Below are 19,138 nucleotides of genomic sequence, written 5' to 3'. Positions count from 1 at the left end.
CTGTTACTTACTTTCAGTCATGCTCAAAATCGATCTTGAAAGCTTTGATTTAACACAACTTCCGACGGCTGAGGATGATCATTTCGAGTTTAAATGCAGCGGCGTTAGTATGGACGACCTCAAGAAGAAATTAAAATGCGCTGTCTCAGGATTTGCAAACTCTGGCGGCGGATGTTTTGTCGCTGGGGTTGATGGCGATGGAAATGCGGATGGTGGAGTTCCGCTTAAAGTGGGAAAACAGGCATTACGAGATTGGGTTGACCAAGCGGTTTACCAAGTTGAGCCTACGCCAAGCTATGAAATTAAATTGATTCAGGATTCAGCAGGGCGAGGTGAAATTAAGGCAGGCTTTGCAGTTTTGCTGGTTGTGATCGCTGAAAGTAATGCTGGACCACACATGGCTCCGGACAAATGTTATTACATTCGGGCAGGCGCTCATACTGAGAGGGCACAACATTTTATCGTCGAAGCAATTTGGGCGAAGCGGCATTTATCTAAACCTCGACTAACACATTCATTGCGATTAAAGCCAGATAAAGAGTTGGTGGCACAACTTGGGGTTTTGGCATTAACTGATGCTCCAGCACTCAATGTGTCGATCTCAATTTCGCCTCTGCCACGATTGCTGCAAAATTACTCGGCTCAATTTCCGATAAAATGTTCCATGATCGATCGTAGCAATCCGTACTTTTTTGATATTGCTACCTATGCAGGTTCGAGCAGTGAGTTTGATCGAGATATTGTTTTGAATGCCGAATACGACGACCTTGCTGGAAATCACTATGTGTATAGTGCAGCCATTCAAGCTACAAGTTCACTTCCACCGATCTCAATTGGCGGCGATCCCACTAATGAAATTGTCAAAGTATTGAAATCAATCGACAGCACGATCGCCCATCTCAAAACCTCCCGTGAAAAAGTAGTTAAAGCGAGTCCGCTACTGCCCAAACGAGACGAAAGCGTATTTTCATCAGTTGAAGCGCTAATTCCAGAACTGCTGGCAGACATGAAGAATGACCTTAGCCAATACCCGTTTGTGCGAGAGTTTGTGCTTCTTAGCGACGGATGGATTTATGATGCCAACCCGAACAACATCATCTTTTCTTACTATTTTGAACAGCACCCCTATTTAAGAGGCAAGCTGAGAATTTTGGAAAATCACGCGCTCGTTTATGAAATTACCTACAATGATGTTCTTCGATTTGTGATGACCGAAGAGCTTGCCGCCTACTTGCTAGAGGATTTTAATGGAGAGAGTCAGCCTAAGATTTCCAGCGATCGCGAATGTAACTGATAAGCTCACTGGGATCGTCGAGGCTACGGGTTGAGTTTCCAGCGCGGATGAAGAAGCATTTTTTGGATTGCCCGTTTCTGTCTTTGAGGATGACGAACACTTCGTGAGGGGCAGGGTTGACGGTAACTTTGCAGATGTCTTGCCCGTTGAGCAGATGGAACGTGATCGCGATCGTGGGTGCTAAATCATTGCCCAATTCTTTGAGGAGTAAATCGCCCATCAGCCATAGCTCGAAGCCGTCGCGGTTTTGTTTGCCGGATTTGAGGGTGCGGTAGTCGTTAGCGAGTCCGATCGCTTCTCCTGCGTCATTGACTCCGATTAACAGAGTGTCGCCTTGAGCATTGAGGAAGCCTGCAACAGTTTTGAGAATACCGCTTCAGAGACATCTAGCACTTCCCGAACGCTTTCTGTATCAGTTTCTTCAACTTCAACATCAAACAATGAGGCGAGTAGCGAATCTGAGTCTTCGTCATTGTTGCGAGTGTCGAGTAACTCTGCTTCTTGAGTGCCGATCGGAATTTCTAAATCCTGCTCGATCGCATACAGATAAATGTAATTCCGCAAGATATGACGCTCTAAGGATTGAATAAAAGCAACTCCTCCACTTTCTAGCCGCTTAAATAAGTTCGTGCGGCAGAATCCCATCAATCGTCGTCCGGCGCGTGACAGTCCCTCAACTAATCGCTGCTCAGCTTCATCACTCTTTGTTTTCGCATTCTTCTTGATCGTGGCTTGAATGTAATTTCCTAATCCGTATCTCGGTAAATTTAATTGATTAATTACAGTTACAACGGAGTCAGAATAAAGCCGAGCATATGGATCATTGATCGGATCTCCAATCTCAAACTTTGCGGTTTTGGGAACACGCTCTGGAAAGTAAGCTCGCGATCCATCCTGATAAGTTAAATATCGTCGCCCGTCTTCATCCGCTTGAGTGTAGTAAGTTTTGATGAAGCTGCGGGTTCGTCTTACCATATAGAGCTTCATTAAGTCTCGCCAGTCGTCTGCATACTCGCTTATCTCGAAGCCGCGCAGCGATCGCACTGGAACTTGATGTTTCCGTTTAAATGCGATCTCTCCGCCAAGCTCCTGTAATAGCCGCTCCGGTCGAATGCCTAAGTCTTTGTCTTCCGGGATAAACAGCCGCAACTGGGCTGATAAATCTAAATAGGTTTTGTTGTAGGGCGTAGCTGTAAGCAAAATACACTTGCTTTCGTTCATCGCAATGTATTCTTGAATCGCTCGATACCGCTTCCCATTTGGATTTCTCAGGTTATGGCTTTCATCAATCAGCACCACGCGATATCGACGCAGGTTTGGCAGTTCGGTTTGAACTTGACTCATCGAGATCACTTCTGCAATCAGCCGATATTCGCGCACATAGTCCCACCACATTGAAACGAGATTTTTGGGACAAATGATTAGGGTTTCTAGAAAAGCATCTTCTTGCAGAATCCGCGCTAGTGCAGACCCGACCATTGTTTTTCCTAATCCCACCACGTCCCCGATCAAAACACCACCCCGTTTGTTAACGTGCTGTGCTGCAATCTGGACGGCTGCACTTTGAAAGTCAAATAGGCGATCGCGAAATTCTTTCGGCACTCGATACTCAGACAACCCAGTGCGAGCCTCTTGCGACAAATGGTAGGCAATTTTCAGATAGATGTGATACGGCGAAATCAGTTCTTCTCGCGCCCAGCTTTCGTCAATCAGTTGGACAAGTTCGGCTGAGATATCTAGGCAAAAGCGATCGCCCCACATTTCTTCAAACCAGCGCTTCAATTTCTCAGTCGCATCATGGTCTAAAACATCAACGTTCAACTCTCCCTGATACCGCAATCCAGCTAACGTCAAATTACTGCTTCCTAAAAAGCCAATGGTTGGTAAATTGGGATTTGCTTGATGAATCAGATAGAGCTTGGCATGAAGCGGATGGCGAAGAAACAGCTTAACCGCCAATTTCTTTGACTTCAATTGCCGACTCAGCCGCCGCAGTCCCGCTTCATCCTCATTTGTCGGTGCACCCATCATTAACTGATCGCGAAACTCCTGCGCTGCTCGTTTCTTGAGTCGGATTGCCTCACGCTGATCAACTTCCCACTCCACATCAGTTAGGGACAGCGCTCGATGAAGCTGCTCACGCGGTAGTGTTTGCATTCCCACAATTAATCGACAACATTCTTGATTGCCATCTGGAAGTTTTTCAATGTAGGAATCGATCGCTTGCCAGCCCCGTAGATTGAAATATCCAACACAAAAATCCGCCCGTTTTGCATCCTTCAACGTTTCTTGCAAGATTGGCAGCAGCTTCAGTTCGATGTTGTCAAAAATTCGTGGCATGGTCGCTCTCGCTGTTGGTTCAAATTCATTCAGTCAAGATTGAATGACTAAATTCAGTCTTTTAGTTGTTTATGACTCAAACTTTTTACCCATCGTTTGAAACTTGCGCTTTTCACCCGCAGCTTTACGCTGACGGTATCGTTCTTTCGCGATCGTCAGCACCTCCTGTAGAATTTCTGGCTTGTCGTTGCACAGCAAATATGCTGCTTCCAGAAACGTTTCTCGTGTGAGGCGCTCGCGACTACACAATCGCTCCAGTTCTTCATCGACTTGCTGTTCTAGTCGAATCGTTCGCCGCACAACTTCAGGAAATGCTTCGACCTCATTGAGTTCCGAAAGAGATTGTTCTACCTTAGTCACTTCCGTCTCTGACAAATGACTAAATTCAGTCTTTACGTCATTTATGTCTTTAACTAATGAAGCATCTCTCAAAGGCACTGTTGCTCTAGAGCGATTTTTTAAGCGGTCGAAAGCGTCCGTCATTTTCCACCTACCAACTTTTGAACGATTTGCTGAAATGGATGCTCAAGATTCGGATGACCTAATTCGTTGAGCATTTTGCCTTGATCGATCGCTTTTTTGAACTGCTCAGACTCCAGAATCGAGGGAAGAATTGGCATTTCTCCCGCAATCTCGCGCATCGTTTCAATACTTTTTTTGCTTTGATTCGCCTGAGTTCGTCCCGTCCAGCGATCGCGAAACGGTAGAACTCCCAGAACTGAACCCGAAAAAGCGTCCATATCTTTAAGCTCTTGAATCAGATCAAGCGTCCGAATGAGCGAATTAACTCCTTTCGAGGACGCTTCAGCCGGAATTAGAACATAATCTGCGGCTCCAACCGTTGTTAAACAAATCTGCGATCGCTGAGGTGGTGCATCAATGATGCAGAACTGAAACAAATCTGAAACTTCCTTCAGTCGTTTTCCGAGTACGATCGCTCCCATTCCGCTTCCAGAAAGATAATCTTGAGCATTATCTAAGGCATCATCTGAAGGCATCAGCCAAAGATTGTCTTGTACTTCATAAATTCCATCCTCAACTGGCACTAGCTTTTTGAGAACCTCTAGCAAGGTCGGCTGATTCGGTTGAACTTCCTGCCCCAAATAGAAGGTCAAACTGGATTGAGGATCGGCATCGATCATTAGAACTCGGTATCCAGCTTGAACTAATGTCCGTCCAAGAAAGATAGAAGTGGTCGTTTTTCCTTGCCCTCCCGATAGCGAGGTACAGGTTAGCGTTTGCATAAAACACCTTTAGCAAAACGAGAAGAGTGTAGAGCAACATTTCTTGCTCAACGTATTAAAACTGCTTTTGGTGAATTATGCAATAGCTGAATTTAGTCATTTAATAAGTACTAATTTCGATTTACTTTCTAAGCGACGAAGTGATCTGAACAAGCGGACTCCAAGTAAATACAGTGCCAGTAGGCTATTAAGCGTGATCTCAAACTGCTAGAATTCGTTGCTGTGATGCCGCGAACTCTATTATCTGAGCTGGTTGTGAAAGCGAAGCGTCCAGCTAAATCGAAAAAGCGGCGACGAACCGCTTTACTTATGCTGATAACTGGCGTAAGTAGGTTTGCTATCTACTTTGGCGAATTCGGCTGAGTTCAGTCACAAACTCTCGAATGGCTGAAGCAACCTCTCCAATCGCACTTTCAGACTGCTTTGAATAAATCGTTCGGTACATCTCTAAAATAAGCTCTGGGGTTGGATCTGCAACATCCAAAACAGAGATTGCATATTGCTTCGCGCAATGCCACTGAATTGCAAATCGTTGTGCTTCAGTTTGCACCGAATTCTGAAAATTCGAGTCAGTCGCAATTGATTCGAGCCAAGCAATCAGATTCACAGCATACTCTGGGTTTGGCACTTGTAACTGTTGCAAAATTTCAACCGTTTGTTGGTGCGCTGATTCAGATGAGTATTGAGACATTGTTTTGTTCTATGTGAATGGTGAAGTGATAAGAATTGATAACAAGCGTCTTCACTAGAAGATTGTGTTAACGCCAGCAAAGACAACCAGACAGGTAATGAAAAGGCTGCGTGAAGTTCGTTGCATTCCGCCCTAGTTCAATGCGAGGATCGCAATAAGAACTCAAAGCAGATTTGACAGCGAGAAAAATGTAACTACGGTAAGCAGAACTATCGCATACCAAAACAGTAGGCACATTCTTAAGAAGTAAGCGACGATCGCACTGCCTAATTTCCGTCCAAACAGGGATCGCAACACATCTTTGATGGGTGTGACAACTTGACGATGAATTACACGATTGAGCGGCAGTAGATCAAGAAATGGGATTTCGTACCCTCTGCAATTCTTGAAGTTAATTCGCTTATAGCTCAGATGCTCAATATCGTGAGCTTTTAGGAATGGGAAAACAACGTCTTGACCCAATAACAAATTGAATGCGATCGCACGTCTTAACGACTTTTTCCAACCAGCCGAATTGATGTAAGCTTTGTACTCGCTCGATAGATGCTTCATCGTTTTACCTGTCCTGATTTAGCAATATTGTCGATGTTTTGACCGATTGCGTTAACCAGTGAACCGAGCGGCAGAATTTGACCCACTAGATAACCTGCTAACAGAGTTCCAAGAAAGTTGCTAATGACTCCTCGATTTCCTCGATAACCGTACATGACTTCTCCTAATACAATCTCAGTATTATTTTCTAACAGTTGCGCTTCAAACGCGATCCCAAACAAGCTGAAGATGCGCTGATGATTGCGCTGATGAATTGCCTGTGTAGCAAAGCTTTTAGAAGCCGTCGCGCATTGAAGCGCAGAGTAGCGCAACGGCTTGCGCTGATACAATGCCCTACAAATCAGTTTCAAATTTATGCTGGCAATCGCTACAAACTCGATAATATCTGGTTAGCTGATTTGCCAGTTTCTTTCTGCCTGATCGATCTTTTGTGTTGCTAGAACTGCATTCGGGACAGTCGAAGTTTGACTTTACAGGCTCTAGGGTTTCCACTTTTTCTGTTGGCTGTTGTGTCAATTTGCTCCAATCACAAACGATTGAATCTGCATTGGGAAGCTCGAAGAAGAAAGCCTTTCCACCTGTGACAATCAGCCCAATTCGATATTCATTCCAACCGTCTAAGCCAAACTCCTCATTTTGGCGATCGCAGTATTCTTTGAGTTTGTCATACTCCTTGCGGAGCGCGTCTTTCTTTGTTTCTAGGGCAGGTGTTTTGTCGATCGCGGTAATGGTAGCAGTCCCGAAATAAACGCAGTTAAAATTGTCGAAGTCTGCCCATTCAAAGCCCTTTTTTCCAGCACTGGGGGACTGTCCGATGAGATAGGCTCTCATGCCGTTGTGCCGCATTCCTTTAGCACAAGTCAGCATAGATTTATTGATGCTGCTATCGCGCTCGGCAAGGATATCGACTTCATCGAAGATGTCGAGTGTTTTAGGGTGGGCAATGTGTTTTTCCAAACGCTGATCAAATTCGGCAAGAAACGCTTTCATGGCTTTGACGCTTTGGGCGGCTCCTTTCGACGCTTTGGGGATTTGCCAGTGGTCTTCTGCGGAACCGTCCATCGGGTCATGCAATCGCACAAAAGCAGGAGCCATCTGATTGGCTTCGACGGCTAGAAGCAAATTGACAAAGATGCCTTTGCCCTCGCCTGTGGATGCCATGATGCGGGTCATGGCTTTTTTCAGGAGCTTCGGTACTTTTGCAGCAAACTGATCGGCTGGAATCCACAGCTTATCGATCGTCGCTTTCGAGTCGGTTTTCGCAGTCTTACGGAACACCATTGCCGTTTTGATGCGATGTGGGTTGGTGCGATCGTATTCAAACTTCAGATCCTTAATGCAACCGCACAAAACGCTGAACTCGTTGCCGCGATCATTGAGTGCATCGATCGTCGCTTGCCCTCTGATTTTGCGATCTCGCAAACTGAGAAAGACATCAAAGCCAGTCCCATCGCTGTAGGGCACAATTTCAGAGGCATCGAGGCAAATGGGCTGCTCACTCTCCCACAAGGCTTTAATCAAGCGATTTGGGCGGGTAAATTCGCCAATCTCATCGAAATAGTAGGGCGATTCAAGCTCTGAGATCCTGGCGCTTGCCGCAATCAGCATTCGATCGCGATCAGAGAGGTCCGCACTGAATTCTTGCTGAACTTCTTGAAAGCCTTCACCTGTGAGATAGGAGAATTTGCCCTGTAGCTCGGCAAATTTAGCGTCATCCTCAGTTCTGAGGTCGTTGTAGCGATGGGCAAGCTGCACATATTCAGCCATTTTTTGCTCGTAGACTTTCTGCAAGTGCGCGATCGCGTCTCGCAGTTCTGAGGCTTCCTTGTCGGCTCTCAGTTTCGCAAGTTCGTCAATGCTGTCGAATCGCGCTTTGTACTCTAGATTCTCGCGCTCAAGCTGGCGAATTTGCTCATGCAATTTCTCACTCTCTTGAGTGTGGTTTAGGATGATTGCATCAAACTTCTGAATCCATTGTTGTTTCTGACCCTCGAACCCTGCAACGGTCGATCGAAGCTGGTCACATTCAGCAAGGGTTGATCTAAGTTCAGTTGCACCTTGATCAAAGGCTCGTTTGACTTCCTCGTATTTTGTCCTCAAATTCGTGTCTGCGCTGATCTGCGATCGCAGATCAACCAGTTTTTGTTCGTAGTAGTCCTGACGGTCTTTTAAGCCTTGCTCAAGACGGTTCTGAGCATCACTGAGAGCGGTTTCAGCCTTTAGCTTCTGTTGTTCAAAATTGTTGCGCTCGGACTGCAATTTGCGAATGGTTTGATCTCGATTCAATCCTCTGTAGGACACCGCAAATCCAACTCCTGCCATTGTGCTGAGTGTGGCAATCTGAGGGCTAGGAAGAATCGTGTTGGTTGCAAGCGTGATGACGGCACTTGCAGCGATTCCGCTAACTGAAACCGTTTCTGCTAATTGATTGAGCAATTCTCGATTTAACATGGTTCTAGTTCCTTCGTGATGGTTGGGACTGATGAGGGGCGCTCTAACGCCCCTTTCGGATTTAGGCGGCGATCGCTTGAACATCTACGATCGGGTAGCGGGTATCGCGTTCAATCATCAACTTCTCGGTTTCGCGTTGTGCCATTTCTGCCTGTACCTGTAACCCTTGCAGTTTGGCTTGATAGCCAACGTTCAGAATTGGCAGCTTGTCGGTTTCAAATCCAAGTTTGAGTTGCAATTGCGATAATTCTGCTTGCGAAATTGCGGTTTGCGTTTGCGCTTTCTGGAGCTTTACACCTTCGTTGCGAACCTTTTCTAGTCCAGTCTGGTACTTGAGCAGGGTTTGACCTAATACGGTAGCTTCTACACCCGCAGTCACAACGTTGTTTACGAGTCGAAGACCGTCTTTCAGGTTGTCGATCGTGTTCATTTGTTCGCGATAAATCTGCGCGTGTTGCTCTCGATCTGTATCAGAGGTTCTTGCGATTACTTCAGTCGGGGCAAATCCGCTTTCTGGTGTACCGATCGCGCTTTCTGCCAGTTCTTGAAAATTCGGCAGATTAACATTGAAATTTTGAGGAAGCTGAAAGGGCATAGTATCTTCTCCTAGACAAGTTCAATTCCGTACTGTGCAAGAAACTGATCGATTGCGGTGGTATCTGGTTTGTTTTGTACGGATTGATCAGTTCCGGTGAATGGAATCACATTGTTGGATTCTTTGCGTTCTACATTTACCTTGTCGGGTTCGCCCATTACGGGAGTTACTTCGATCACTGGCATCTCGGTCACTGGATTCACTTCTGATTTTTTGCCTCTAGGCATAGCGCTTTCTCCCTGCTGTTTGTTTAATTGATTCCTGAAGCAATTCTTATCGCTTGTTCTTTGCTATAGCCTTGCTTGATCAACAGTCGAACTAAAGTTTCTTGTTCTTTCTCAACAATGGCTTCATTCGCGATTCGTCCCAAACGAGTTAGCTTTTCTGCTTCTTTAGCAGCATCTTGATCGGCTTTTAGGGAGGCATTCAATTGCTGAATTGGTGAAGCATCAATTTCAACGAATTCGCGGGTTTTAGGCGCGTCAAATGGGTGTAGAGAAACTTCAAAGACTTGCCGTCGCACAATTAATGAAGAGCCGTCCGCTAATTGCTGTTCGTTGACAATTTCACCGTCGATCGCATCCGGCTTTTTTGCAGTTGTAGACTTAGCCTCTACCGCACCTTCTTTGATCATTTGAATCAAAATTTCAGCGTTTTGCACCCAGAAAGTACGCGAACCTTCGCGAATAGGCTTGAAGTCTAAATCTGGATATTTTCTTGCAGCTTTGCGTCGCAGTGCCAAAAATTGATCTGAGGTGATACTGTACTGTTGGCAAAAATCAGAAACAGTAATTGGCTCTTCTGAAATAGCATCAAGTGAAACGTCAGGCGAATTCGGGTGAAGTTCAATTACGTTTCTAGATGAATTGATATCTGAAACGTCAATTTCATCGTTGCTCAAGTCAGTTTTAGATGGACTGAACATCATAAGATGTCTCCTCAAAGTCAGTTGAAGATCGAGTAATGTCACCCGAATGCTATAGGTATAGCATAATCTTTCCTAACTAGGCTGTTTTATTTCATTACTGTGGCTTATGATTTCTGTCAGGTGATATAACGTTGTTCTATTTGTGAGAAACTTTGCTATGAGTATGAATACAATTTTCTAGAATGGCGATCAAAGAACTACGAATCAACCATGTTCTCTTGGGAGATGACGATTGGGACAAGCTAATGCAAGCGTGTGAGGAACTGGGATATAACAAATCTTCAATTCTTAAAAACGCTTTGCAGGCTTACTTCAAGCGCTACCGCGATTTCTATGTCAAGGCAGGAATCGCAGATGCTCAAGCGAGAGGCATCACCTCATCAGAACATTTTCTAATTCTTCGAGATCGTTCTGAGGAGGACCTGCCCACTTATCTCAAATCTTTGCCGTTATTTGGACAATCCCCGATTGATACCATTCCACCAATACCAATGGAAGAACGGTATCGCCGCAAATACAACACGATCGAACTTTCTCGCTATAACTACGTTCTGTTGCGCGTGGGACACATCGTTCATCGAGATAGCTACCCACAGATGATCGGACGAATGGTTAGAACGCACTTAATAGACAATTGGGAATCCGCCTATTTGCCCCAGATTGAACGAGACGCAAAAGAAGATTACGAATAGGAGAAACAGCAATGGAAGTGACACAAAGTAGTGAACTCACCTTAGAGAAGGTCAATCAAGCGGTTGCAGCGATTCTTGAAACACTTGGCAATCCTGAAACTGAGCTTCACAACCGAGCGCTTGCTGCATTTCAGAGCGGCGACCATCAGACCGTAAAGCGGTTGGCATCAACTCATTTATCTGATTACTACTGCAAAGCACTTAGCTACTTGGGAGGAGCGCTGAAACTCACACCCAATACTGATACGATTCTCGCTGAGAGTGCAAGAAGCGCAGCCGATCACGTTAAAGAGAAGGCACTGGATCGGCTGGGGGCTGAGATTGAAAAAGCACTCAGTTGAAGAATTTAAGCCATCATTGACGTAGGCAGTAGCGAGGGCAATCGCCATGACGCAAGCGAAATCACGGTTCAGAACGTTTGAGGAGTATGCAGCACTAGACCCGTCTGAACTGCCAGAGGGCAATTATGAGTTGGTCGATGGGGTAATCGTTGAGATGGGCGCTGAGAACGATGGGAATGTATTGATCGCTGGGTTTCTGTTTTCTGTGCTGCTGCAATTTGTTCCGCACTATCTCATGCGTCGAGGAACTGAAATTCGGGTCTCAAGCACCTTGGTAACATCTCGCTACCCCGATTTGATGGTAGTGACAGAAGAGATTCATCAAGCGCTGAAGCGAGATCGACGATCACTGATTGAATCGGATCTGCCTGCTCCGAGACTCGTCGTTGAAGTGGTTTCGCCGGGGGAGCCTGGTAGTAATAATTACGATCGAGACTACGTTGAAAAACCCAAAGAGTACGCGAAACGGGGCATTCCTGAGTTTTGGATCGTTGATCCGTTGCGAGAAGTCGTGCTGGTGCTGTCTCTGGATGGCAAAGCTTACAAAGCATCAGAGTTTCGCGGGAGCGATCGTATTAAATCTTCAACCTTCAAGGCTTTGAATTTGACAGCGCAGCAAGTTCTTACAGCCGGAGAGAGCGAGTAGGGATGTTTGTGCAAAACAAGCCACACTTAGAACTAATCAGGGGCGCAAGCTCAAGGGGGAGAATAGAGACATCTCTTGATGATGGGTGTGTGGTGGAAACGAAACACGATAACCAGGCAGAATTTAGACGGCTTGAGGAAGAAGACCGCTGGATAATGGCGGCTTATGCTGTAGCGGCTGGGGCGCTTACCGCAAGTGTTGTCATTCCTGAGCTTTTCTTAAGGACGAGTAGTTTCTTAGGTGGCACGATCGGGTCTAGATTTCTCTTAACGCGAACGCAAAAAGTCAACAGCATCCTCAGAAACGGAAAGGCATTGGATGAAGCCTTCCGTGATCAAGAGATTCAAATTTTTACTGATTTGCCAGTGCCGGATCACGGCAGGCTAGACCTTTTCATCAAATTTCCGTTACCGCCAAAGAAAACTGTCTTTACGATTGCTCTCCGCAGTCAGGGCAAAGGAACAGTTTTTTACAATGAGCAAAAAGAAGCTCTTTACATTAGGACTGGAAGCAGTGGTTTAAAACCCTGGAAGCCTGATCATATTGAGCGATTAGCACTGCAAGAGTTTTGGCTTAGAATGAATCGCCAAGCAGAATTGTTTGGAACGTCGTCACGCGACAGAAACCGCTCTGCGGTTAAACTGTTGGTTCTGACGGGGCAGACAAGAATCGGACAGCACTCAGACTCGTTGTACACCACAGTTGGTGATCAACGAGTTCTGCTGCTCCGTAGACGTTCAAGTATTTATGTACTGGAGGAATCTCAACTGCTACCATTTATTAAAGCTTGGCTAGTCCCAACAGGGCAGTAAGCTCTACTCGCTAAAAAACCCCAACGTCACGAATTGTGACAGATGAGGTTTTCAGCAAATTGATTCAATTTGAAATCAGGTCGTAAAGTTTGAACGGCTTTCCCAGACCTTTTCCCAGTTGCAGTTTGAATGCTGCAACCCCGTAGTGCAATGATAGCAAAAGTAGCCACTTGGTATCAAATTTCTCAGAACCCCTATCTAGACTAGGTTTTGAGGCTCTACGCGGCTTGTGAGGTTTGGCGCACCTGGTTTCTGTTCACTCATAGAACGAAACCTAGAGCATCCAAAATCATGTATCTGAAACAGCTACCGCCGTTTGACATTCGGCATTTCATCGATCATCTACAGCCCGCTACAGGAAAAGGAAAGAAGGGAAAATTCATCTGCCCTGCCTGCGGAGAGGACAACTTTTCAATCAGCAAAAAGCTGAACAGCCATAACGTTCCCAATTTTGGCTGCTGGAACGACAAAACCGAACAGCACAAACGCGAGATCAAGGAAGCCTTGCGTCCCTGGTCAGAAGTTGTAGACAATCAGAAGGAAACAGTGCGAAAGGGAAGCTACAGCCTTGCTCCCGTTGCTGGGGAATGGGTTCGCGGCACTATCACGCCCTCAAAGAAACCTCCTAAACCCGCTCCCTTGCCATCTGAGGGCGTGGTGCTGGCTCGACTAGCTGAACCTGTTACAGATAGCCCCAAGCCACAGCGGAAACGCAGCAAACAGCATGGGGAAACGCTAGTTTGGCGGTTTGAATATTCTTCCTCTCAGTGGGTTGAACGGGTTCAATGGGCTGACGAATCGAAGCCCAAAGGCTACGACAAGACCTATCGTCAGTGGCATTCAGCAGAGGAAGGGGAAGAAGTGCCGGTCTGGGAAAATAGTGAGCAGACTGGAACCCGTGAAGCCGTTATGGGTGAGCCTGTTTGCTCAAAAGGTCTAGCGCCCTGGATGCCCTATCGATGGGAAAGCGCGATCGCGGCTGTGCGATCGTGTACTGCAACTTTCCTAGTCGGAGTTGAGGGAGAGCCAGCAGCCGAGATCTACTGGCAACAAGGCTATGCGGCGATCACCCTGCAAGGCTCAGACTGGGGTGAAGCAGCCATTAACGACTTGATCGCACTGCTCAAGGCTGAAAATGTGGGGCTAGTCTACCATCCTGATCACGATACAGCCGGGTACAAGAAAGCAGAACTGCTTCAGCAAGCCTGCGATCGTGCAGGTGTACCGTTTTTAGCGATTGTGCCCACAAATATCGACTCTGACCTAGCGCCAAAGAGCGATGCGGTTGATATGGTCGCGTCGATCGGCGGGGAAGAATTCATCAAGCGGCTGGAAGCTGAGATCCATCGTCAAGTCGAACTGCGGCAGCACCAGGGCGGCGGTAACGAGCCTCCTTTCAACGGCGGGGGCGGCGATGATGGCGATGGCGGCGGGGATGATGGCAACCCAGACAACCCGTTTAGACAGGTTTGTGCAGACATGGGGCTGAATTTTCAATACTGCTGCACCCGTCAGCAGTTTGACGGTTCCGCCTACCGAGTTCTATTTGGTGGGGAAACAGGCGATTGGATTGTGATCAACTCTGCCTTTTATTGCTGGAATGGACGCTACTGGGAACACAAGACCGATACCGCGATCAACAAGCTGATCACCGACTATGGGGCAAAGGCATTCAAAATCAATATCCCCCGATACGGACAACCGTATATCACTCGTCCCTACGAAGATAACAAGCACAAGGAATCTGCTTTCAAGTATTGCCGCTCCAGACTTGAGCGAGAAACGCTGACCACCAACGCGCATTTGTTGGCATTTAACGATGTGACCGTTGATCTCAGGACTGGTCAAACAATGCCTCACGACAAGGCATTTCTGCTGACGACCGTGATTCCGCACAATTACCAGCCCAGTAGCGAATGCCCTGAAGTCTTCCTCAAGTTTGTGCTTGAAGCGTTTGGTGCGGATCAACTTGCAAAAATTCGCGCCCACACATCAGCTTTTCTCGATCCAACCGCCCCCTATGGGCGGGTTCCTCACCTGATTGGGAAATCGGGCGGCGGTAAAGGCACTTTGGGGCGGTTCTGGAATAGCCTGCTTGGGGAAGAGTGTTCTGGTAGTTCAACTGCATTCTCTGACCTATCTACACCAGAAGGTAGGCATCAACATCTGACTGGCAAGCGCATTTTCGGCTTTGCTGACGTTGGCGGTTTTGTGCAAGGGCTTCAGGCGTTTTATGAACTGGTAGACAATGGAGCCATGACCGGGCGGGCGCTGTTTAGCCCTGTCGCTTATCAAAAAACCTGGAACATTCGCTTTTGGATTGGGTCTGTTTCACATCTACAAATCGAAAATGCTGCTGACGGCTGGGGTCGTAGAGTTGATCCCATTGCTGTGATTGAGCGGCTAGTGATTGCCGATCCCAATCTTGGCGCGAAATTGCAAGCGGTCAAGGCAGAAGTGATCGCGTGGGCGCTGGCAATGCCCCGGTCGGAGCGTGATGCCATCCTGCTTTCGCCTCCCACCAGCGATCGCGCCAAAAATCTCGTTCTGGATGCAGCACTATATGGCGATTCTACTAAGAGCTTTGTCGATTTGTGCCTGCGCCCAAGTGCTGATCCGACCGAGACTGTTTCTCATGCCCAACTCTATGACTGGTATCGGGCTTATTGCCAGCAACACGGCTATACCCATCTGGGACAAACCAAATTTATTTCACACTTGAGAACCGTGTTGTCTCGAAACTACGTCGATCGCGGCTGGAGTCCGATGGTTGAGGGCGAACGCAGCCGCATCCCTGCTCATTGGAGGGGCATTACTCCTGTGCCAAGAGTGTTTGTGTCTTCGGGTGGGGGTAATGCGGAATTTCCCCAAAATCCAGAATGGACTTGCTTGAAAGCTATGTGTGTCGAGGGCGGGCTTGAGGAGTTTGAGGCTTACTGGAATCCACCTGATATTTCACTCTCTGAAACGCCAGAATCCTTACACAATGCGGGTGTCCAGGGTGTCCCGCCTCAAAATTCTGAAAATCAAGGGGTGGACAGCCTGAAACCTTTATACAGTGCGGGTGTCCAGGGTGGATCAACTGTTCAGGGTAAAGGTTTTGAAGTAGATTTGAAATCAAATGATGCCAGTCTACAAGTTGAGGAAGACTCTTTAAGGGTCAAGACTCTGGACGGACAGGCTGGACAGAGTGGACAGGTAGGCGTAGAGCCAGTTTCAGCCGATTCAGCAAATTTGGACAAAGCGGACAGGGTGGACAATCCTACTCTGCTGCCTCAAGACGTAGTTCAACGAGCCGTAGACCGGATGGCTTTAATTAATTCGGTTGAAGCCTTCCAACAGTTCTACGATCGCTTTGAGCGTTGCTCTCAGGGTCAACAGCAGCAAATTCTCGATGCTTTTACGACTCAAGTTGACGATGATGAACAGCAAGTGCGGTTCTACGAATGCTGGCAGCAATTTGAGACTCCAGAGACGGCAGCAGAACCCGTTCAAGAGCTTGAAACTGCCCAAGAGCCTGTGAAGCCTGCGAGTCATAACAAGTGGGTTTACGCTCGGCTGCAAGCAGGTGGTGAAACGTTGGTTAGAGTTTTATCTGAAAAGCCCAATAGTATTACAGTTCACGTTCCTGGAACTGGCAGCAAATCGATCAAGCCATCGGAGGTGATTCGAGTGTCTGACTACACGGGTGATTAATCGGCGATCGTACCAGTTCTAGCTGTAGAGGCTCATCGGTTTCTCCGGCTCACTAAAAACCCCATTAGTAAATGAGGTCAGGCGCGTGTGCCTTTAATCCTCATAGGCTGTTGGTCGGTCACAACGGAGGCAATCTGCAAGTGTGCGATCAGCCTTTCGTAGCACCCGCGATTGTCACAGTGTTTGCACTTTGGCTGATTCGGCTTTTTGCACTCTCACGCAAAATTTCATTGCAATCGATAAGAACATTGCCGCAATTATTGCAAGTTGAGGTAGATTCAACTTGAATACGCATATAGATCAATAAATTGGATAGGAATTGAATCGGCAGTACTTCAAAATGCCCCAACCCTTATCGATCGGGGCACATATTCGAGTGTTAGAAGTTATCGGGAAACGCCATCTTGTTCAGCACTTGAGCGGCACGAGGGCGAGTGCAATTGCGGTTGATCGCGATCAGACCGATGGCGTGTTCGATAGTGAGTTGGTCGTTCATGGAGAGGTGAGTGAGTTTGAGCAAATCAACGGCGTGGTCAACGATCGCGGACTCGAAGGATTGTGCGATCGTTTATTCTGATAAGCAGCGACCATTCTCGTAGGCACTGCTAATGTTTTTACTTGAGAGTCCACCGCCCGAAAATCCCGATCCCCTGTTTTTCCTCAGTTTGGGCATGGGATCTGCGATCTACTTTTGTGTGTGGTTACTCGAACAAGATGGGTTGCGCGTTCCGCCCTTCGATCAGCATCCTGATGGCGACGGCTCTCTCAGGTCGAGCGGGTTGACTGCCGAAACTTGGCGAACGTGGATGACAAGAACCGCGCTGCTGATTGACCAACGCCGCCTCTGGCGATCTGACCTCTTCGCAATGGAAACACAGGAAGAGCAGCTTTTTGCCTTTGAGCAGGACCAGCAAGCGATCTCAGCCGTGTACCCAGATCTAGAACTACCGCCCTTTGATGCGCCTGCGTTAACTGAACAACTGGATCGACATACGGTTTGGCAGGACGAGCAATTTGAAAAGATTCAAGCCGCTCTTCGCTCTGTTTATGGAGAAACGACTCCGCCCGATGTTTTTGCAGGAGACGAAGAACTCGCGGCGTGGCAAGGCGTACCCGCAGTGACAGAACGTTTACATGAGTTGCGCTCTGAGTATCCATTTGCTGAACGAGAGCGATCATGGGTGACGTATCAGGTTGATCGAGAGACAGGCAATCCGAGCATTGAAGAAATGGCGATCGACACTGAGCGATTGCCGGAATTAGTGCGATCGCATTGGGAGCGGTTGGGTGTACTCGAACTTCACTTGATTGCATATCCATATCTGATCGAGTATGCAATAGCGCCGAATGCGATCGTGTTATCGCTCTCGCCTGACCCTGTAGCCTTTCGGCGGCTCATAGCAATCGATGAACTGTCGCCCACAATTAAATTGACGCAGATGTGATTTTGTTTACTCTTTCTCTTTCCATTTTTGCGGATATGAGTAGACTGGCATTCGGGGCATTGCATGAGAACCACCCTTAATTCATCTTTCTATTATGCAACGACCGCTTTTTTGGACTCTATGCAGTGTTCACATCATCTAGTCTGCTCTCTAGCTTCGTTACCACCTCCTAAACTGCTACTCACTCCGAAGCGCTTGTACTACATTTACCTGAGTGGCGCGGAGAGCAGGAAAGAAACTTGCTCCAACGCCAACCAAGAGTGCTGAACTCATTGCCAAAACTGTATTGTTGAAAGAGAATTTGTAGGGGGCAGGAAAAACAGTGCTGGTTGCCACGTAAGTGATGCCGTGAACGGTAATAATTGCGATCGCACCGCCCACGACACTCAGACAAGTAGCTTCTAAAATAAACTGCATCATAATTTCAAACTGAGTTGCCCCAACTGCCCGACGGATACCGATTTCTTTAGTCCGTTCGATCACAGATGCGATCGTGATGTTCGCAATTCCAACTCCACCAATTCCTAGCGCCACTAATCCAACCAGCATCAATGCTGTAGACGCGATTTTTTGTGCTTCCTGCTCTCTAACTAAATCCTTTGCGTTATCAATAATCATTACTCTCGCTTGCGGATAGCGTTGTGATAGGACTTGTTCAATCTTCTCTGAGAGTTCTTTAATGTCTTCGAGTCGATGAGCGCTAATCTGCAAAGTACTGTATTGAAATCCGCCTTGAATGGCAGTGGCATAAGGTTCTGTAAGCCAAATCATTCCTTCTGATCGCATAAACTCTGAGCCGCTGGATTTCGTCTGTGTTACTCCAATAACAGTAAAGCGATTACCAGAAGCATAAACTGCCTGTCGGATTGGGTTCTGTCCTGCAAACAAGGTTGCTGCTAACTTTTGATCAAGAATGACTACTGGACGGTATTGATCAAAATCCGCACGATCGAAGAATCTTCCCTGAACCATTCTGCGCCCAGTTGTTTCTAGATAGTTGAGAGAAACACTGTTCGATTCGATCTCTTTCGCTTCCTGACCTTCAAACTGTACGGAGCGAATACTAAACACCCGACCGACTTTACTGATTGATCGAATCAAGGGAACAGCTTGCCTTAATGCTTGTTGATCTGCAACTCCAAGTTCGGGTGGCAGAGTTTCGGCTTGAGGTTGCACAAACGGGACAATATAAGGCTGGTCTCGATCGGCTAACTTCAACGCAAGCTGTGTGCTGCTAATTGTTTGAATGTTTAAGGTGGCATTGACAGCAGCAACACCCATAAACACACCGAGCGTTGTGAGTCCCGATCTCATTAAGTCATTCGCAAGAGATTTCCAAGTTGTACCCAGCAAATCGCCAAATGAGAGTGTCATAGAAGCTTCTCGAATGAACAGCAATCTTGATCAACTT

At 47.1% G+C, this 19,138-nt stretch carries 20 protein-coding genes and 1 pseudogene; 7 read left to right on the top strand and 14 right to left on the bottom strand.

The annotated features are described in order from the left end of the window. Window positions 1-19 precede the first annotated feature (19 nt). Window positions 20-1,294, top strand: a complete 1,275-nt coding sequence (locus LEPBO_RS0135405) for an AlbA family DNA-binding domain-containing protein (protein WP_017292329.1) — start codon at window positions 20-22, stop codon at window positions 1,292-1,294. Here the strand turns inward: LEPBO_RS0135405 and LEPBO_RS42070 are convergent. The 11 genes from LEPBO_RS42070 to LEPBO_RS0135355 form a co-directional block, all read right to left on the bottom strand. Further along, window positions 1,263-1,613 (bottom strand): AlbA family DNA-binding domain-containing protein, encoded by a 351-nt coding sequence (locus LEPBO_RS42070; protein WP_263970859.1) that lies wholly within the window; start codon window positions 1,611-1,613, stop codon window positions 1,263-1,265. The genes LEPBO_RS0135405 and LEPBO_RS42070 overlap by 32 nt on opposite strands. Further along, complete coding sequence (locus LEPBO_RS0135400; RefSeq protein WP_017292328.1) at window positions 1,613-3,634, bottom strand: phospholipase D-like domain-containing protein; 2,022 nt, start codon at window positions 3,632-3,634, stop codon at window positions 1,613-1,615. The genes LEPBO_RS42070 and LEPBO_RS0135400 overlap by 1 nt, the downstream gene beginning before the upstream one ends. A gap of 69 nt (window positions 3,635-3,703) precedes the next feature. Next, the gene (locus LEPBO_RS40695; RefSeq protein ID WP_017292327.1) at window positions 3,704-4,117 is read right to left on the bottom strand and encodes a hypothetical protein; all 414 of its coding nucleotides are present in this window, start codon (window positions 4,115-4,117) and stop codon (window positions 3,704-3,706) included. Beyond that, window positions 4,114-4,878, bottom strand: coding sequence for a ParA family protein (locus LEPBO_RS0135390; RefSeq protein WP_017292326.1), 765 nt, complete (start codon window positions 4,876-4,878; stop codon window positions 4,114-4,116). The genes LEPBO_RS40695 and LEPBO_RS0135390 overlap by 4 nt, the downstream gene beginning before the upstream one ends. 337 nt (window positions 4,879-5,215) lie before the next feature. Next, the gene (locus LEPBO_RS0135385) at window positions 5,216-5,569 is read right to left on the bottom strand and encodes a hypothetical protein (RefSeq protein WP_017292325.1); all 354 of its coding nucleotides are present in this window, start codon (window positions 5,567-5,569) and stop codon (window positions 5,216-5,218) included. A gap of 162 nt (window positions 5,570-5,731) precedes the next feature. Then, window positions 5,732-6,121, bottom strand: a complete 390-nt coding sequence (locus LEPBO_RS0135380) for a hypothetical protein (RefSeq protein ID WP_017292324.1) — start codon at window positions 6,119-6,121, stop codon at window positions 5,732-5,734. After that, entirely contained in the window at window positions 6,118-6,471 is a 354-nt protein-coding gene (locus LEPBO_RS0135375) for a hypothetical protein (RefSeq protein ID WP_144056495.1), read from the bottom strand. Before LEPBO_RS0135375 ends, LEPBO_RS0135380 begins: the two co-directional genes overlap by 4 nt. Continuing rightward, complete coding sequence (locus LEPBO_RS0135370; protein ID WP_017292322.1) at window positions 6,455-8,572, bottom strand: GumC domain-containing protein; 2,118 nt, start codon at window positions 8,570-8,572, stop codon at window positions 6,455-6,457. Before LEPBO_RS0135370 ends, LEPBO_RS0135375 begins: the two co-directional genes overlap by 17 nt. Before the next feature lie 61 nt (window positions 8,573-8,633). Beyond that, on the bottom strand, window positions 8,634-9,167 hold the full coding sequence (locus tag LEPBO_RS0135365; RefSeq protein WP_017292321.1) for a hypothetical protein: 534 nt from the start codon (window positions 9,165-9,167) through the stop codon (window positions 8,634-8,636). Window positions 9,168-9,178: 11 nt separating this feature from the next. Next, window positions 9,179-9,394 (bottom strand): hypothetical protein, encoded by a 216-nt coding sequence (locus tag LEPBO_RS0135360; RefSeq protein WP_017292320.1) that lies wholly within the window; start codon window positions 9,392-9,394, stop codon window positions 9,179-9,181. A 23-nt stretch (window positions 9,395-9,417) separates the two neighbouring features. Next, the gene (locus tag LEPBO_RS0135355; RefSeq protein WP_026149170.1) at window positions 9,418-10,095 is read right to left on the bottom strand and encodes a hypothetical protein; all 678 of its coding nucleotides are present in this window, start codon (window positions 10,093-10,095) and stop codon (window positions 9,418-9,420) included. A 182-nt stretch (window positions 10,096-10,277) separates the two neighbouring features. Here LEPBO_RS0135355 and LEPBO_RS0135350 point away from each other — a divergent pair, with 182 nt between their 5' ends. From LEPBO_RS0135350 to LEPBO_RS0135320, 6 genes are all read left to right on the top strand, one after another. Next, complete coding sequence (locus LEPBO_RS0135350; protein ID WP_017292318.1) at window positions 10,278-10,787, top strand: hypothetical protein; 510 nt, start codon at window positions 10,278-10,280, stop codon at window positions 10,785-10,787. Window positions 10,788-10,798: 11 nt separating this feature from the next. Further along, on the top strand, window positions 10,799-11,128 hold the full coding sequence (locus LEPBO_RS0135345) for a hypothetical protein (protein WP_017292317.1): 330 nt from the start codon (window positions 10,799-10,801) through the stop codon (window positions 11,126-11,128). A gap of 46 nt (window positions 11,129-11,174) precedes the next feature. Beyond that, a complete protein-coding gene (locus LEPBO_RS0135340; RefSeq protein WP_017292316.1) occupies window positions 11,175-11,774 on the top strand; it encodes a Uma2 family endonuclease in 600 nt (199 codons plus the stop codon). Window positions 11,775-11,866: 92 nt separating this feature from the next. After that, complete coding sequence (locus tag LEPBO_RS40690) at window positions 11,867-12,586, top strand: hypothetical protein (RefSeq protein WP_148664763.1); 720 nt, start codon at window positions 11,867-11,869, stop codon at window positions 12,584-12,586. Window positions 12,587-12,877: 291 nt separating this feature from the next. Then, complete coding sequence (locus LEPBO_RS0135330; RefSeq protein ID WP_017292314.1) at window positions 12,878-16,282, top strand: hypothetical protein; 3,405 nt, start codon at window positions 12,878-12,880, stop codon at window positions 16,280-16,282. 340 nt (window positions 16,283-16,622) lie between these two features. Further along, entirely contained in the window at window positions 16,623-16,859 is a 237-nt protein-coding gene (locus tag LEPBO_RS0135320; protein WP_017292312.1) for a hypothetical protein, read from the top strand. 188 nt (window positions 16,860-17,047) lie between these two features. Here the strand turns inward: LEPBO_RS0135320 and LEPBO_RS41490 are convergent, their stop codons facing one another. The 3 genes and pseudogenes from LEPBO_RS41490 to LEPBO_RS0135310 form a co-directional block, all read right to left on the bottom strand. After that, window positions 17,048-17,596, bottom strand: coding sequence for a hypothetical protein (locus tag LEPBO_RS41490; RefSeq protein ID WP_071596279.1), 549 nt, complete (start codon window positions 17,594-17,596; stop codon window positions 17,048-17,050). 65 nt (window positions 17,597-17,661) lie between these two features. Continuing rightward, window positions 17,662-17,792: pseudogene (locus LEPBO_RS41485) on the bottom strand (IS1/IS1595 family N-terminal zinc-binding domain-containing protein); the annotation flags it as partial. 112 nt (window positions 17,793-17,904) lie between these two features. Beyond that, the gene (locus LEPBO_RS0135310) at window positions 17,905-19,101 is read right to left on the bottom strand and encodes an ABC transporter permease (RefSeq protein WP_017292310.1); all 1,197 of its coding nucleotides are present in this window, start codon (window positions 19,099-19,101) and stop codon (window positions 17,905-17,907) included. Window positions 19,102-19,138 lie beyond the last annotated feature (37 nt).

It is taken from the genome of Leptolyngbya boryana PCC 6306, assembly GCF_000353285.1.
Lineage (GTDB): Bacteria > Cyanobacteriota > Cyanobacteriia > Leptolyngbyales > Leptolyngbyaceae > Leptolyngbya > Leptolyngbya boryana.
This window is presented reverse-complemented; position numbering and strand designations above follow the sequence as displayed.

What these genes read in the sequence shown, in the direction of transcription:
- LEPBO_RS0135405 (WP_017292329.1), top strand. Translation starts at nt 20, where the DNA reads ATGCTCAAAATCGATCTTGAAAGCTTTGATTTAACACAACTTCCGACG.
- LEPBO_RS0135400 (WP_017292328.1), bottom strand. Translation starts at nt 3,634, where the DNA reads ATGCCACGAATTTTTGACAACATCGAACTGAAGCTGCTGCCAATCTTG.
- LEPBO_RS40695 (WP_017292327.1), bottom strand. Translation starts at nt 4,117, where the DNA reads ATGACGGACGCTTTCGACCGCTTAAAAAATCGCTCTAGAGCAACAGTG.
- LEPBO_RS0135390 (WP_017292326.1), bottom strand. Translation starts at nt 4,878, where the DNA reads ATGCAAACGCTAACCTGTACCTCGCTATCGGGAGGGCAAGGAAAAACG.
- LEPBO_RS0135385 (WP_017292325.1), bottom strand. Translation starts at nt 5,569, where the DNA reads ATGTCTCAATACTCATCTGAATCAGCGCACCAACAAACGGTTGAAATT.
- LEPBO_RS0135380 (WP_017292324.1), bottom strand. Translation starts at nt 6,121, where the DNA reads ATGAAGCATCTATCGAGCGAGTACAAAGCTTACATCAATTCGGCTGGT.
- LEPBO_RS0135370 (WP_017292322.1), bottom strand. Translation starts at nt 8,572, where the DNA reads ATGTTAAATCGAGAATTGCTCAATCAATTAGCAGAAACGGTTTCAGTT.
- LEPBO_RS0135365 (WP_017292321.1), bottom strand. Translation starts at nt 9,167, where the DNA reads ATGCCCTTTCAGCTTCCTCAAAATTTCAATGTTAATCTGCCGAATTTT.
- LEPBO_RS0135360 (WP_017292320.1), bottom strand. Translation starts at nt 9,394, where the DNA reads ATGCCTAGAGGCAAAAAATCAGAAGTGAATCCAGTGACCGAGATGCCA.
- LEPBO_RS0135355 (WP_026149170.1), bottom strand. Translation starts at nt 10,095, where the DNA reads ATGATGTTCAGTCCATCTAAAACTGACTTGAGCAACGATGAAATTGAC.
- LEPBO_RS0135350 (WP_017292318.1), top strand. Translation starts at nt 10,278, where the DNA reads ATGGCGATCAAAGAACTACGAATCAACCATGTTCTCTTGGGAGATGAC.
- LEPBO_RS0135345 (WP_017292317.1), top strand. Translation starts at nt 10,799, where the DNA reads ATGGAAGTGACACAAAGTAGTGAACTCACCTTAGAGAAGGTCAATCAA.
- LEPBO_RS0135340 (WP_017292316.1), top strand. Translation starts at nt 11,175, where the DNA reads ATGACGCAAGCGAAATCACGGTTCAGAACGTTTGAGGAGTATGCAGCA.
- LEPBO_RS0135330 (WP_017292314.1), top strand. Translation starts at nt 12,878, where the DNA reads ATGTATCTGAAACAGCTACCGCCGTTTGACATTCGGCATTTCATCGAT.
- LEPBO_RS0135320 (WP_017292312.1), top strand. Translation starts at nt 16,623, where the DNA reads ATGCCCCAACCCTTATCGATCGGGGCACATATTCGAGTGTTAGAAGTT.
- LEPBO_RS41490 (WP_071596279.1), bottom strand. Translation starts at nt 17,596, where the DNA reads ATGCAATCAAGTGAAGTTCGAGTACACCCAACCGCTCCCAATGCGATC.
- LEPBO_RS0135310 (WP_017292310.1), bottom strand. Translation starts at nt 19,101, where the DNA reads ATGACACTCTCATTTGGCGATTTGCTGGGTACAACTTGGAAATCTCTT.